Source organism: Flavobacterium sp. CAN_S2 (genome assembly GCF_015752255.1).
Classification (GTDB): Bacteria; Bacteroidota; Bacteroidia; order Flavobacteriales; family Flavobacteriaceae; genus Flavobacterium.
This window is the reverse complement of record NZ_JADOVA010000001.1, coordinates 60,678-74,437: the sequence shown is the minus strand read 5'-3', so window position 1 is coordinate 74,437 and position 13,760 is coordinate 60,678. Positions and strand designations below refer to the sequence as shown.

At 34.0% G+C, this 13,760-nt stretch carries 12 protein-coding genes; all 12 read right to left on the bottom strand.

Annotated elements, in window-relative coordinates:
• Positions 1 to 71 precede the first annotated feature (71 nt).
• Entirely contained in the window at positions 72 to 944 is an 873-nt protein-coding gene (locus IWX80_RS00305) for an HAEPLYID family protein (protein ID WP_334682170.1), read from the bottom strand.
• Positions 945 to 1,014: 70 nt separating this feature from the next.
• Positions 1,015 to 1,413 carry a hypothetical protein gene (locus IWX80_RS00300; RefSeq protein WP_196851681.1) on the bottom strand — a complete coding sequence of 133 codons (399 nt, stop codon included), beginning with the start codon at positions 1,411 to 1,413 and terminating at the stop codon, positions 1,015 to 1,017.
• Between the two features lie 92 nt (positions 1,414 to 1,505).
• Positions 1,506 to 1,952: an endo-arabinase gene (locus tag IWX80_RS00295; RefSeq protein WP_196851680.1), complete on the bottom strand. Its 447-nt coding sequence runs from the start codon at positions 1,950 to 1,952 to the stop codon at positions 1,506 to 1,508.
• Positions 1,953 to 2,121: 169 nt separating this feature from the next.
• Entirely contained in the window at positions 2,122 to 2,796 is a 675-nt protein-coding gene (locus IWX80_RS00290; RefSeq protein WP_196851679.1) for a hypothetical protein, read from the bottom strand.
• 356 nt (positions 2,797 to 3,152) lie between these two features.
• Positions 3,153 to 3,737 (bottom strand): fasciclin domain-containing protein, encoded by a 585-nt coding sequence (locus IWX80_RS00285; protein ID WP_121364846.1) that lies wholly within the window; start codon positions 3,735 to 3,737, stop codon positions 3,153 to 3,155.
• Positions 3,738 to 4,147: 410 nt separating this feature from the next.
• Complete coding sequence (locus IWX80_RS00280; RefSeq protein ID WP_196851678.1) at positions 4,148 to 4,606, bottom strand: SRPBCC domain-containing protein; 459 nt, start codon at positions 4,604 to 4,606, stop codon at positions 4,148 to 4,150.
• Positions 4,607 to 4,808: 202 nt separating this feature from the next.
• On the bottom strand, positions 4,809 to 6,659 hold the full coding sequence (locus tag IWX80_RS00275; protein WP_196851677.1) for an AIPR family protein: 1,851 nt from the start codon (positions 6,657 to 6,659) through the stop codon (positions 4,809 to 4,811).
• Between the two features lie 417 nt (positions 6,660 to 7,076).
• On the bottom strand, positions 7,077 to 7,991 hold the full coding sequence (cysK, locus tag IWX80_RS00270; protein WP_196851676.1) for a cysteine synthase A: 915 nt from the start codon (positions 7,989 to 7,991) through the stop codon (positions 7,077 to 7,079).
• A gap of 5 nt (positions 7,992 to 7,996) precedes the next feature.
• Entirely contained in the window at positions 7,997 to 8,833 is an 837-nt protein-coding gene (locus IWX80_RS00265) for a serine O-acetyltransferase (protein ID WP_196851675.1), read from the bottom strand.
• 316 nt (positions 8,834 to 9,149) lie between these two features.
• Complete coding sequence (locus tag IWX80_RS00260) at positions 9,150 to 9,935, bottom strand: hypothetical protein (RefSeq protein ID WP_196851674.1); 786 nt, start codon at positions 9,933 to 9,935, stop codon at positions 9,150 to 9,152.
• 240 nt (positions 9,936 to 10,175) lie between these two features.
• Positions 10,176 to 11,564 (bottom strand): dihydrolipoyl dehydrogenase, encoded by a 1,389-nt coding sequence (gene lpdA / locus IWX80_RS00255; protein WP_196851673.1) that lies wholly within the window; start codon positions 11,562 to 11,564, stop codon positions 10,176 to 10,178.
• A 406-nt stretch (positions 11,565 to 11,970) separates the two neighbouring features.
• Complete coding sequence (locus IWX80_RS00250; protein ID WP_196851672.1) at positions 11,971 to 13,725, bottom strand: ABC transporter ATP-binding protein; 1,755 nt, start codon at positions 13,723 to 13,725, stop codon at positions 11,971 to 11,973.
• Positions 13,726 to 13,760: the final 35 nt, after the last annotated feature.

The following is a 13,760-nucleotide window of genomic DNA, read 5'->3' as shown; positions in this document are numbered from 1 at the left end:
ATCGCAAAAAAAACCTCGCTCAATGTTATATTGGCGAGGTTTCTATTTTTAATAGGAGTTAAACAGTTTTTCTAATGTGACGGTTCGTAGATTAATCGCAAAAAAGTGCTAAACCTTTCATTTTCTCTTTTTATAGGAATTCCAGTGACGATTCCCACAAGTAAATGTTCTGTTACTTCCACTCGCATTTGTGGCCGAATAGTCATATCAAAATCGCTTTTTTTGAGTTCTTTGTTAAACTCAATCCCAATAAAATTTCTGCTTCCCGGAATCATATAATGAAAATTAGAGTTGATTTGCCAATCTGTTCGTTGTGTATTATCGGTATAACGAGTTGAAAATTGCGGACCAGTATATAAAAGTGTATGGAAATTTTGACCCCAGCGTTTTGCAACTACCACAAATGGATTGTAAACATTTCCAGTAAAAAAAGTATCATTTTGGTAATTTTTAAAATCGGTTAATTGGAATTCATGAATATAACCAACTGCCATGGACAGCTTCTTTTTTTCGGATACAAAAAAAGTATATTGTGCTGCGAGTTTTATACTGTGTAGGCTACTTCCTGGAGTCGCAGCATCACTGATAGTAGGGTAATATATTGAAAAAGGTAATTCGACTTCAAGTCCTAATCTGTCAATTGGCGCCCATTCATATTCTATTAATGCAGTATATTCATCATGCGTAATGTTGTCTGTTAATCCTAGTCCTACATTCCATTCGCGTTCCCCTTTTCTGGCGCCTAGATCTCTAATCAAATCAATATATAGAGGTTCGGCGTGCAAGACTTTGGGTCTGTCTTTTTTACCTTCAACTTTTTGAATGTAAAGGCTATCTTTTATAGTATTACTTTGATTTGTATTTGTTTGTGCGTGAGTGGTATAAACGGTAAGTGTTATTAATAACAAGGTCCATACCTTTGTTTTTAAACAGTGGGTAGTCATCTTTATTTGTTTTATTTTTATTAAAAAAGGGTAATCCTTTACTTTCTTATGAAAATAGAGGAGATATCATTTAAACAAATAAAACTTCGGGAGGAGGAGTGTTGATTTCAAAAAAAGGGATCAAAATAATTGGATTTTGTCCCGCCAAATCCAGGTTTTTAAGAACTAAAAATTTTTGGTTGATGTAAAAATGCATGCTTGGTAAAACAAAAAGGTCTAAGTTAAAAGTACTTTTTCCCAAGATATTTTCGTTAGTGTCAGTATCATCATACTCAGGAATTGCATTTTCGAATCCCAACAATTTCTCTACTATTATTTCAATAACACTTTCTTGATCATTGTAGGTTAGGTTTTCAGGGAAATAATTAGACTGTACGTCTGGAGAATCAACACAACAATTTAGCAGATATAAGGACATAAATCCCCAAAAATATCGGACTAATAAAGAATTTCTTGTTGCTGTAATCATTTTGCATAAGTACATCTAATTCTGCGATACTGTTTGTAATTTTACGTTAAAAAAAATTAAAATTTATCTAAATTCACAACAGATGAGGCTTACTATTCTGGTTTGTAAACATGTATGGATTGCCCTACTAATTTCCATTCCCCTTTGATTTTCTCTAAAAGCCGAATTTCATAAGAGTAACTTTTTATTCCGTCTTTTGAGGTTGACACTTCGTCGTGACTTACCCAAGCACTGTTTTTTTGAATACTCATTTTGTAATTTGTATTTACAGAAAAACCGCCATTTCCCATCGATGCTGCATCTGTGTTTTTCATTGCCGCAGGTGGAATATCAAGCGCTGTTCCGTTTCCGGTTGAAATCAAAATTCGGCTGTATGGTTGTATGTGCCAGCAATCGGCATGGCCTTTTCCGTCTCCGGATCTCCATGTTGCCGATTCTTTTTCCAAAAGGCTTATTATTTTGGCAGATTCATCTTTTTTTTGACCGTAAGTCAAAAGCATTGTACTGAAAATAAGGTAAAAAGATAATTTCCATTTCATAGTATTGTTGTGGTTAATGGTTATAGTTTCGGTTAGTTTTTTAAATAAAAGGATTGATACAACTTCAAAATACGTTTGTAAAACTTACTTTAAAGTAAATATATTCTATTTTCGGTTATAATTTATATAATTCTAAGGTCATGAAACAACGGTCATTTTTGATGCAGAATTATCTGAAATTACAACTAAGTCCGCTCCATAAACTTGTAATTTTAGCTTCTTTTTTTGGCCCGTCAAAAATACCAAACAATCCGGAGGAAGTCGAAAACTCGTATCCTAAACTGGTTTTAGAAATAGATAGAACATAGGCGCTTTCCATTTCGGATCTTGTGGATCCTATGCCGATTCCAGCCATTGTTGAGATTTCTTTTGAATTTTTAGAATTGTTTCCCACGAACCAACCCGCAAATTGCCAATTGGTTTCGGATGTTTTAGATTCAGATTTTTTATTCTGAAATACCACTGTCAAACCATTATTCCAAGATGCCATTTTTAAAGGTCCGGCACCACATTCATTATTTATCCCAATAGTTGTTGGTTTAGATTGGAGAACATTATTAATGATTTCAATCATTTGGTCCAATGGTTTGCCAAAAGGGATTTCCGAGGTAGAACCCGTATTTTTATTTATAACTTGTAACGCATTAGAGGTCAATATCAATCCGTGCGTGCTTTTACTTTCGACAATTGCTATGCTATCTGGAATCTTTTCTTTGCTTTCTTCCATATTGGAAACGGTGTCCTGTATAGTGGGTGTTACTGGAATTTTAGATGTATTATTGTCTTTGTTCTGACAACCGATTACGATTACGGAAAGAAGAATTAAAAGGATATAGGATTTCATATTATGTTTTTTAGCTGAGTTTGTTTAGTTTTAAAATAACCATTTTAAATATTAGGAATTTCTGGAAATTGCAGCTGATTGTTTCAGCCACGAATTCTTATTTTATTTAAAAAATTAGTGAAAATTAATGTAATTAGTGGTTAACTTTTTTGAAGTATTCGTGTCCTGTAACTTTTGCTATTTCCGGGACAATGACAACAAATAATTGCTGTTTTCAATAATTATTTGACACGTTTACATTTCAAAGTTAATTAAAGCTATTGTCTGTACAAAAAATAAAAGTTATTTGTTCGTGACACCGCATAAAAAAACCGTTGCATTGCTGCAACGGTTTCTAAAATTTAAAAGTTAAAACCTTATTTAGGCATAACCACAGTATCAATTGCATGAATTACTCCATTTGAAGCAGCTACATCAGCAAGAACTACTGTTGCAGTTCCACCATTAGCATCTGTCAACATCACTTTTCCGTCTTTCAAGCTCAAAACAATAGTACCACCTTGAACAGTTGTAACAGTGTATTTTCCGTTGTTTTTGTTGATTGCATCAATTACAGTTGCAGCATCAAATTTCCCTGAAACTACGTGATACGTCAAAACAGCTTTCAATTTGTCAAGACTTTCTGGTTTCAATAACCCGTCTACAGTTCCTGCAGGAAGTTTATCAAACGCTGCGTTGTTCGGTGCGAAAACTGTAAAAGGTCCATCACCGCTTAATGTTTCCACTAATCCTGCTGCTTTAACAGCTGTTACCAATGTTGAGAAATCTGCATTTCCTGAAGCTACACCTACAATGTTTGGTGTTTCAGCAACAGCCATTGTATCTACTACTACAGTTGTTGTGTCAGCCATGTCTGTTGATTCAGCTGTTTTTTTCTCTCCACAAGAAGTAGCGATTACTCCTAACAATGCAAATGCACCAATTGTTTTTACTAATTTCATAGTCAATATTTTAAGTTTAAATTAAATTAAGATATTCAAAGATACACATTTATATTGTTTGTTTAATTTATTTAACAAATAATTAAACAATTAATAAAATAAACATTGATTTGGAGCACTGAATATGGTTCTTCTTAATAATTTAAAATGAGATTAGAACGTTTAAAAGTGACCAAAAAAAATATCAAAATAAAAATACTTCGAAAAAAAAGAGGATACTGAATCCTCTTGATATTCTCATTCATAATTTTATGAAAACTCCATAGTGGCTGCATGTGACAGGTTATCCCGAAAAAATGGGACAGGTTGTTCAACTGGAGTTTCATTGTTCTTGCTACGCACGCAACGAAATTTTAATTGTTAAAGGCTGTGTTTATTTCTTTGTCTTTTTTAAGATATTCTTGAAATTATTATTTTTCACAAAGTTCTTTCAACTTGTCGAGTGCTTTTGGGTAGGTCTGATTCATATAATCTAAAAAATCTTCTGTGGTATCTAAGTCAACAATAACGGTTGTTGTCCCGTTGTTTTCTTCGAAAGTATAGTTTTCGAATCCGTTTGCCCATTTTTCTACTTCTGGTCCCTCTGTAATTTCCTTATCAGCTTTTATAAGACCATAATGTTGAATAGAAACAAAGCGGTTGAGAATGTTTTCAGCTATCTTGGAAACCATCCCGCCCTTTTCTCCTTTCTCATCTATTCCAATAAATAGAATTTTATTTCCCTTGTCCCAACTGCCTTCATAGGTAGATGTTGGGTTAAACAAAGACGTCCATTGCTCATAAGTTGACTTACTGTTAATACCAAGCATAAAATCATATACCTTAGTTACAGGTGCATTGATGCTTACTTTGAATTGTAACTTTTTCATAGTATTAAATATTTGTTTAGATTAATCTTTAGAATTGTATTTTATGTGATATTTAGCAGTCGTTTAACGTTCCGCCGCTTGGCGAGGTTGCGAACTTCGTAACCGTTTATTTTCCAATAAGATAAAATTTCTTGCGGAACGCAAACGTGAATTTACCACAAAATTCGCAATCTTGCCAAACGGCTGTTAGGCACAGTACTTCCTAGTATTTCAAATTTTGCTTTTCAATTTGGGTTAGTTTATTAATTTCGGTTGCAATTTTATCTTTCATTTGTCCGTAACTTTCTTTGCTTTTATACCAAACAGAATAAACAAGTGAATTGTTTTTAGTTAATTCATCTTTCATTAAATTATCTAAAGTTTTCAAAATAAAATTATAGTATAAAATTGTTTTGCTATTGCTTCCTTCAATATCATTTCGCAACTTACCTTTTGCACCTTTAATATTATCTGAATTTATTGTAATAAAAGTATAATGAAATAATGCTAAAATATCAAAAGAGGCGTACTGAACAAATGAATAACTTAAAAGTATTTTTTGTTCCGCGGTCAAATCTTCTTGACTAACACCTTTTATTAGTATTGATTTATTTTTTGTTTCCATTCGTTTTCTTTCTACAAGTAGAAAAACGTAATAAGAAATATACATTTCAACATAGTCTGTATCTTCATTAAAAATTTTTTCATATAAACCAATGCTTGGGAATATAATTGAAGATTTAAAAATATTTTTTTTGTTCTGTTTGGCATTGAAAGGATCTTGCAAAAAATAAGCTAAATATGTCTGTGCAAAAGTTTCATTTGGAATTATTGAAACACCTCTTATTTTTTTTCGGTATTCGCCTCTTCGGGTTTCGTACCAAACGCTTGTTTCCTTGTAAAATAGTTTTTGTAATTTCTGTTGGATTTCATCGTTGGAATGAAAATCTCTATCATTAATTGGATTTTGAGAATTAGTGTATCTTGTAACATTTAAATCAAAATCTTTTCCACCTGTTTTTAAAACTCTCAATGAAATAAGAGCATTATCATTCATTGATTTACGCACTGTTTCAGAAGAAAACTGATATGCATCATAAATGCTAAATACAGTTTGAGCACCATTTATTACTTGAATTCCTTTAAGTGTTACTTTGCCATTGTCTGAATCAAATGGCTTTATGCTATCAGTTATTGCTGTTATACCATTGTTGAAATACCAAAAATTAAGTGGGTTGTTTTTAATCGTGTTTGAAATTTCAGTATTAAAAAAAGATTTAGGTAGTGGATTTCGAATGTTCTTATAAAATAACGAAAAACCATAATTTGAAAATAATCTATAAATTTCAATTGGTTTAACTAGAAAAATATAAGATTCATGCGGTAAATTTTGTGGAATCTTAATTGCTTTTTTCTCTTCAAAGGTTAAATCAAATTCCGAGTTTGGAATATAAGGTGTTTCAATTGGATTGTGAGTTCTAACTTCTTTATATACTATCTCTATGTGATTTTGTTTTAGTTTATTTAAATCTAATAATTCAAATGAAATTAATTCGGTAACAAAGTCTGAAATATGCTCATTAATACTTTCAACTCCTTGACACAAGGACACAAACAAAAATTTAATTATACCATTGTTCTTTTTATGTTTAATGAACTTCTCGTATTGGGAATTAAACTTTTCATTGTTGTTATTATCTGTTTTTTTTCCTGAAAGAATTAGTCTAAAATCAGTAAGACAAGCTCTGATTTCTTTTGACATTTCGTTTGTCTTATTAATGTTTGTTTTTCTAAACCATTTGGCTTGAACTACATAATAAACTTCTTTACCTTCATGATCGTTATTACTGAAGATTAGATCGCAAGAATTGTCATCTTCTCCTTCTGTAATTAAATCATCATATTCGGCGAGATCAGCTTTGGGTAAATAGTTTTTAAGAAACCACAATAAAAAACCAAAAGATTTTTGTCCATCTTCTGTCTTAAGTCTTTTCAAAAAGTCATTATTTTTAAATGCTTTGTTAAGTCCCAAAATTTCGTGGTCAATTATGTCGTAAAATGTTTCGTTGGTCATTTTATAGAGATTTTCGTGAGTATTGTACCTAACTTATATATAGGTCTCATAAAATCAGACCTATCACCCTAAATTTAGAGAGATAGGTTTGATAGCGGTCAGACTTTATTTCTTTCAAATATATTAAAATTTTCTTACAAATCATTAAAAGAACTTTTTATTATCTGGATGCTTTTTGAATATTAATGGGAAGATTCTAGTTGTTGTTGTTCCTATTTTGCGTGAAGGATGGCAGTGAAAATCCTTTTATGAAGCGCAACGCAATAAAAGATTATAACGGATAGCCTGACCTTGTTGCTGCACTAAATAATGTGATTTATACAATAGCACTGCAACAAGGACACGCCCAAAAAACAAACGCCATAAAAAAACCGACTTGTTTTCACAAATCGGTTCGTAGTAAAAGGGGATTTTGGTTTATACAAATAAGCCTTCGATGCTTAAGTAATGCTCTCCGGTATCGTAACAAAAAGTCAGCACTTTGGCGTTTTCAGGGATTTCGGATAGTTTTTTGGCTACAGCAGCTAGTGATGCTCCAGATGAGATTCCTATGAACATTCCTTCTTCTTTGGCTGCTCTTTGGGCGTATGCAAATGCTTCGTCTTTGCTCACTTGGATGGTTCCGTCCAGTAAATCCGTGTGCAGGTTTGCAGGGATGAATCCTGCTCCAATTCCTTGAATAGGGTGGGGAGCCGGTGAACCTCCACTGATAACGGGTGAGGCTTCAGGTTCTACAGCATACACTTTCAGGTTGGAGAAATGTTGTTTCAATATTTCGGCACAACCCGTGATGTGACCGCCGGTTCCTACTCCGGTTATCAAATAATCCAGTCCGTCAGGGAACGCTTTTATGATTTCCTGCGCGGTGGTTGTTTTATGAATTTCGATATTGGCAGGATTTTCAAATTGAAGCGGTGACCAGGCATTTGGCATTTCGGCAACTAATTCCTGTGCTTTCTCCAATGCGCCTTTCATTCCTTTTTCGCGGGGCGTCAAGACAAATTCGGCACCATAAAGGCTCATGAGTCGGCGTCTTTCTATCGACATCGATTCTGGCATTACCAGTATTAATTTATAGCCTTTTACGGCCGCGACCATTGCGAGACCAATTCCTGTATTTCCGGATGTTGCTTCAATGATAGTGCCTCCAGCTTTCAATAATCCTTTAGTTTCGGCATCTTCAATCATCGCAAGAGCGATTCGGTCCTTGATGCTGGCTCCGGGATTAGCACGTTCCAGTTTGATCCAAACATTGTGGTTGGCACCAAATAAGCGATTGATTTTTACGTGTGGCGTGTTGCCTATTGTTTCGAGTATGTTGTTGTATTTCATAGTATTTATATAGAGAAAAAATTAATATCTTTTATTTCCTGTTGGTTTAAAACTGTATTTTTATTGGATTGCATCACAAATGAATATGGATTCACACTCTTAGTGATAAACGTGTTTCCGCCTACAATACTATGGTTTCCTATGATGGTGCTTCCTCCTAAAATAGTGGCATTGGCATAAATAATCACATGATCTTCTACGGTAGGGTGGCGTTTTTTTTCTTGCATGCTTTTCTCAACTTGCAACGCTCCCAATGTCACTCCTTGATAAATGCTGACATACTTCCCGATGATTGTAGTTTCGCCAATGACAATTCCGGTTCCATGATCAATCATAAAAGGGACGTCGATGGTGGCACTGGGGTGAATGTCGATTCCGGTTTTGCTATGTGCATATTCAGTGAGAATTCGCGGCAACAAGCACGTAGTTCGGGAAGCAATTGCATTGGCAATACGATAGACTTCTATGGCAAAAAAACCGGGATAGGAATTGATAATTTCCTGAATGCAATCAGCTGCAGGATCTGTATCTAATATGGCTTGTGCATCTTTTTGCATCGAATCATATAGTTTAGGAAGTCCGGTATAAAAAGATTCGGCGTCATCCAGAATTTCATTTGCCGTTTTGTCTTTTACAATCTCAGAAAGAATGGCAATAAAATTGGCTTTGTTTTGGTCCAAAAGCAATTCGATTTGGATGGTTTCCAAAGCTTTTTCGGGGAATAATATTTTGAATAAATCATCAATCCAAGTGATAATTTTAGAAGAATCGATGGCTCTTACCCAATTTTTATTTTGGTTTTCGTGTAATGTGTTTGAAAAACGGTTGGTTTCAGTATTCATTTATAATGGAATAAAATCAGAATTAAACGAGAAAAAAGGCTCGAAATACAAATATAGAGCAGAATTGAATAGGTTCATAATGCTGCTTTGTAAATAAATGTTAATATGTTAAATTCCCACAAAATGGATGTTTTGTGTTGAAAATGTTTCGATAAAAAATCCGATTATTATTTTGATAAAGCTCTTCATTTTTAGCCACAGATTTCACAGATTCGCACAGATTAATTAATTTAAAGAGCTTTAAAAATATTTTTAATCTTTCCAATTTTTGGAAAAAACTCTTTTAATAATTGTGACACTATATCTTTCTTGGTGCTTACTTAATAAAGATTCGGTTTTTTGAGGTGATTACTTTACTGTAAATGGAATCCGCTGCGTAATTTTTGATAACACTGTATTTTGTTTTCAAGTCATTAATATGATTCACAGTCGAACGTTTGATCGCGCGTTTTATTCTAATTAAAGTGTCGGTATGATTGTCAATTTCCATGTTAAGGATGGACTGTATAATATCTTTTTTCTGTACGTGACAGATCATTCCTTTGTCAGAAATTGAACTCATCTGACTAAATTTTTTAGCAATTTTTATATTTTGTAGACCTTGATAATTAAAATTGGATTGGTTATTTAAAAACGTCTTTTTCAAATGGGATATCAATGGATCATTGATACTATGCACTGAATCTGCAGTTTCCACTTGTATCAAAGAGAATTGGATAGCTGAATTTTTTTTGAAATGCAAGATAGTATTTACGCTTGCTGTGCTGGTTACTACTGCTGAATGATGTTTTCTAAGCGTAGATTTAGGTCCAGAAATACCAACACTATGTTTGAAATATCCTTCGGTGCAATACGCAAATAAAATAGACGATTTACTTGGTGATTCGATGCTTAATGCGATGTCATCCAAAAATGTCATGTTTACCTGAAAGGATGTAATTCCGTTTATAAAAGTAACCGCATTGATATTTCCCTTAATGAAATCAGTATCTAAGGCTAATTTAAATTCGTTGTTACTTGAATTTAATACGCCGTCAAAAGAAGTTTCAAGTTCATTAAAAACTTCATTTAGTGTTCCGGTGTTTAGGTAAATATTTTTCATAAGGCAGCGATTTAAATAATTACAAAAAGAAAATTGAATCCGTTTATTTTAACTATTTTGATTTATTCAAATTACGGAATTAGACAGAAAATTTTTGTTACGTAATTCTGTATAAAAGTTTCATAATTCTTATAACTACTTTATCTCTTGGCGAATGCATTAAGGACATAAAAAAATCCGATTTGCTTTCACAAATCGGATTAATATATAATCTGAAATCTTAATTCTAAATTCTGAAATCTATAAGTGAATTACTTCACCATACGCATCAGCAACAGCTTCCATAACAGCCTCACTCATGGTTGGGTGTGGGTGAATTGATTTTAGAATTTCGTGTCCTGTAGTTTCCAGTTTACGCGCTACAACTGCCTCAGCAATCATATCAGTAACTCCGGCACCAATCATGTGGCATCCTAACCATTCACCGTATTTAGCATCAAAGATTACTTTTACAAAACCATCCGGTGTTCCTGCAGCTTTTGCTTTTCCTGAAGCTGAGAACGGGAATTTACCAATTTTCAATTCGTATCCTTTTTCTTTAGCTTGTTTTTCAGTCAAACCTACTGAAGCAATTTCTGGAGTAGCATAGGTACAACCCGGTACGTTTCCGTAATCGATAGGTTCTACGTGTAATCCTGCGATTTTCTCCACACAATTGATTCCTTCAGCAGAAGCTACGTGCGCTAATGCTTGTCCTGGCGTTACATCACCAATAGCGTAATAACCGGGAATGTTCGTTTGGTTGTATGCATTTACCAAAATTTTATCTTTGTCAGTAGCAATTCCCACTTCTTCTAATCCTATGTTTTCAATGTTAGTTTTGATTCCAACTGCTGAAAGTAAAATTTCTGCTTCTAATACTTCTTCTCCTTTTGCTGTTTTCACAAATGCTTTAACACCTGCTCCAGTAGTATCAATTCTCTCAACAGAAGAATTTGTCATGATTTTGATACCTGCTTTTTTCAAAGAACGTTCCATTTGTTTCGAAATGTCCTCGTCTTCAACTGGAACTACATTTGGCATAAATTCTACAATAGTTACCTCAGTTCCCATTGAGTTGTAGAAATGTGCAAATTCAATTCCTATCGCTCCAGAACCAACAATAATCATCGATTTTGGTTGTGTTGGTAACGTCATTGCTTGTCTGTAACCAATCACTTTTACACCATCTTGAGGCAAGTTTGGCAACTCACGAGAACGTGCTCCAGTTGCAATAATGATATGATCTGCTTCATATTCAGTAACTTTTGAATCTTTATCAGTAACATCAATTTTCTTTCCTGGTTTTAGTTTTCCAAAACCATCAATAACGTCGATTTTATTTTTTTTCATCAAAAATTGAACACCTTTGCTCATTCCGTCAGCTACTGAACGGCTACGTTGTACCACAGCAGGGAAGTCTTTGTCAAAAGATGAAACAGTCAATCCATAATCAGAAGCGTGCTTAAGGTAATCAAAAACCTGAGCTGATTTTAATAACGCTTTTGTTGGGATACAACCCCAGTTCAAGCATACACCGCCTAAGTTTTCTTTTTCTATTACGGCTACTTTAAAGCCTAATTGTGATGCTCTAATAGCTGTAACATAACCACCTGGACCACTTCCTAAAACTATAATATCGTATTTCATTTTTTTATTTTTATTTAAATTTTTGTAAAAATGAATTCGTAAAAACTCATTTCATTTTTTGTGTTTCTCTTGTTTAATTGATTGGGCGAATTTAAGGATTTATTCTGTTTTGAGAAAGTTTCAAAGTAATAAAGTGGCAAACTAACCAATTTTCAGAAAAATACCTTTGTTTTAAACGAATTGCAAATGTGTAAATCTAGATTTTTTTTAACTGCTGCATCTTTATAAAAAAGTAAAGTGAAATTTATGGACATAAATTCAACAGATTTCACTCTTAATTCTCTTAGTCTCATTGTTGAAAAATGGGACGCGAATGACACGGATTCAGCGGATTAAAACTGATTTTAACCTTGAAACCTTTGCTTCTCAGTGCCTCTGTTTCCTCTATTTCCTTTTCAGCAAAAAACTAATTCGCTACTGAAAACTGTGAATCGTACAAATTCTTGTAATACCCACTTTCACGGTTGATTAATTCCTGATGCGTTCCTTGTTCTACGATTAAACCTTTATCCATTACCACAATTTTATCAGCATTAACAATCGTTGCCAAGCGGTGCGCAATCACAATAGATGTTCTGCCTTTGGTAATAGTTTCCGTTGCGCGCTGAATCAATTCTTCAGAATACGTATCGATTGAGGAAGTCGCTTCGTCCAGAATCAAAATACTTGGATTGCTCACATACGCTCTCAAGAAAGCAATCAGCTGGCGTTGACCGGAAGAAAGCATAACGCCACGTTCCTTAACGTCAAAATCATAATTATCCGGTAAACTCATGATGAATTCATGCACGCCTATTTTTTTGGCTGCAGCCAAAACTTGTTCGCGACTAATTTCAGAATTATTCAAAGTGATGTTATTGAAAATAGTATCGGCAAAAAGGAATACATCCTGCAAAACAACCGCAATTTGTTTGCGTAAAGAATCCAAAGTGTAATTCTCAATATTGTGATTGTCAATATAAATAGAACCGCTGTTGATTTCGTAAAAACGATTCAGCAAGTTAATAATCGTAGATTTTCCTGCACCTGTAGAGCCTACAATAGCAATAGTTTGCCCGGCACTCACCTCTAAATCAATTCCTTTTATCACTTCTTCATCCGGAATATATCCAAAACGAACTTTTTTGAACTTGATATCTCCTTTAAAAATCGGAGCTTCGATAGTTCCGGTATCCTGAATTTGATCTTCGGTATCCAAAATGTCAAAAACACGGTTCGCCGCAATCATTCCCAGTTGCATCTCGTTGAATTTATCCGCAATTTGACGCAAGGGATTGAACAGCATTCCGATGAACATGGTGTATGAAAATAAATCTCCAAAAGTGGTGAAATTATCCCCGTTTAATATCTTGATTCCGCCATATAACACAATAAAACCAAGCGTTAAAGACGAAATAATATCCGCGATAGGGAAGAAGATGGAGTTATAAAGAATGGTTTTTATCCATGCTTTTTTGTGCTTGTCGTTGATACTTTTGAATTTTTCGTACTCAATTTTTTCACGGTTAAAAAGTTGGACAATCTTCATTCCCGTAACGCGTTCTTGCACAAAGGAATTCATATTGGCGATTTGGGTTCGTACTTCTTCAAAAGCGACTTGCATTTTCTTTTGGAAAATTCGGGTGAAGAAAACCAGAATTGGCATCGCAACAATCACAATCCAAGTCAGTTTCCAGTTCATGTAAAACATAAAAGCCAGTACGACAACCATTTTCATCAAGTCACTGATAATCATAAATAATCCCTGACTAAAAATTCGGGCTATCGATTCAATATCCGAAACCGAACGTGTTACGAGTTGGCCCACAGGAACGTGATCAAAATATTTCATTCGGAAACTTAGAATGTGTTGAAACAGTTTTGTTCGAATGTCTTTTACAATGTCCTGACCGAGCCAATTCGCCCAATAAACAAAGTAAAATTGCGAAAATACCTCTAGTAAAAGTACAATTCCCATCAAGATTACATACATCAATAATCCTTGTTGGTCTTGGGTTGCAATGTAACCATCGACGGTTTGTTTCAATAAATACGGACGTAATGCCGCAAAAATAGATAGTGAAATGGCGAAAATAATCACGCCATTAAAACGCCATTGATAGGGTTTGGTAAATTTTAATATTCGTTTGAATAATCTGGTATCAAATGCTTTTGCTTTCATAATTTTTCTTTAAGCCTTATACTTTCGGCTTTATG

Excerpts from the sequence above, each read along its gene's own strand:
- IWX80_RS00305 (WP_334682170.1), bottom strand. The coding sequence starts at position 944 with ATGACTACCCACTGTTTAAAAACAAAGGTATGGACCTTGTTATTAATA.
- IWX80_RS00300 (WP_196851681.1), bottom strand. The coding sequence starts at position 1,413 with ATGATTACAGCAACAAGAAATTCTTTATTAGTCCGATATTTTTGGGGA.
- IWX80_RS00295 (WP_196851680.1), bottom strand. The coding sequence starts at position 1,952 with ATGAAATGGAAATTATCTTTTTACCTTATTTTCAGTACAATGCTTTTG.
- IWX80_RS00290 (WP_196851679.1), bottom strand. The coding sequence starts at position 2,796 with ATGAAATCCTATATCCTTTTAATTCTTCTTTCCGTAATCGTAATCGGT.
- IWX80_RS00285 (WP_121364846.1), bottom strand. The coding sequence starts at position 3,737 with ATGAAATTAGTAAAAACAATTGGTGCATTTGCATTGTTAGGAGTAATC.
- IWX80_RS00280 (WP_196851678.1), bottom strand. The coding sequence starts at position 4,606 with ATGAAAAAGTTACAATTCAAAGTAAGCATCAATGCACCTGTAACTAAG.
- IWX80_RS00275 (WP_196851677.1), bottom strand. The coding sequence starts at position 6,659 with ATGACCAACGAAACATTTTACGACATAATTGACCACGAAATTTTGGGA.
- cysK (WP_196851676.1), bottom strand. The coding sequence starts at position 7,991 with ATGAAATACAACAACATACTCGAAACAATAGGCAACACGCCACACGTA.
- IWX80_RS00265 (WP_196851675.1), bottom strand. The coding sequence starts at position 8,833 with ATGAATACTGAAACCAACCGTTTTTCAAACACATTACACGAAAACCAA.
- IWX80_RS00260 (WP_196851674.1), bottom strand. The coding sequence starts at position 9,935 with ATGAAAAATATTTACCTAAACACCGGAACACTAAATGAAGTTTTTAAT.
- lpdA (WP_196851673.1), bottom strand. The coding sequence starts at position 11,564 with ATGAAATACGATATTATAGTTTTAGGAAGTGGTCCAGGTGGTTATGTT.
- IWX80_RS00250 (WP_196851672.1), bottom strand. The coding sequence starts at position 13,725 with ATGAAAGCAAAAGCATTTGATACCAGATTATTCAAACGAATATTAAAA.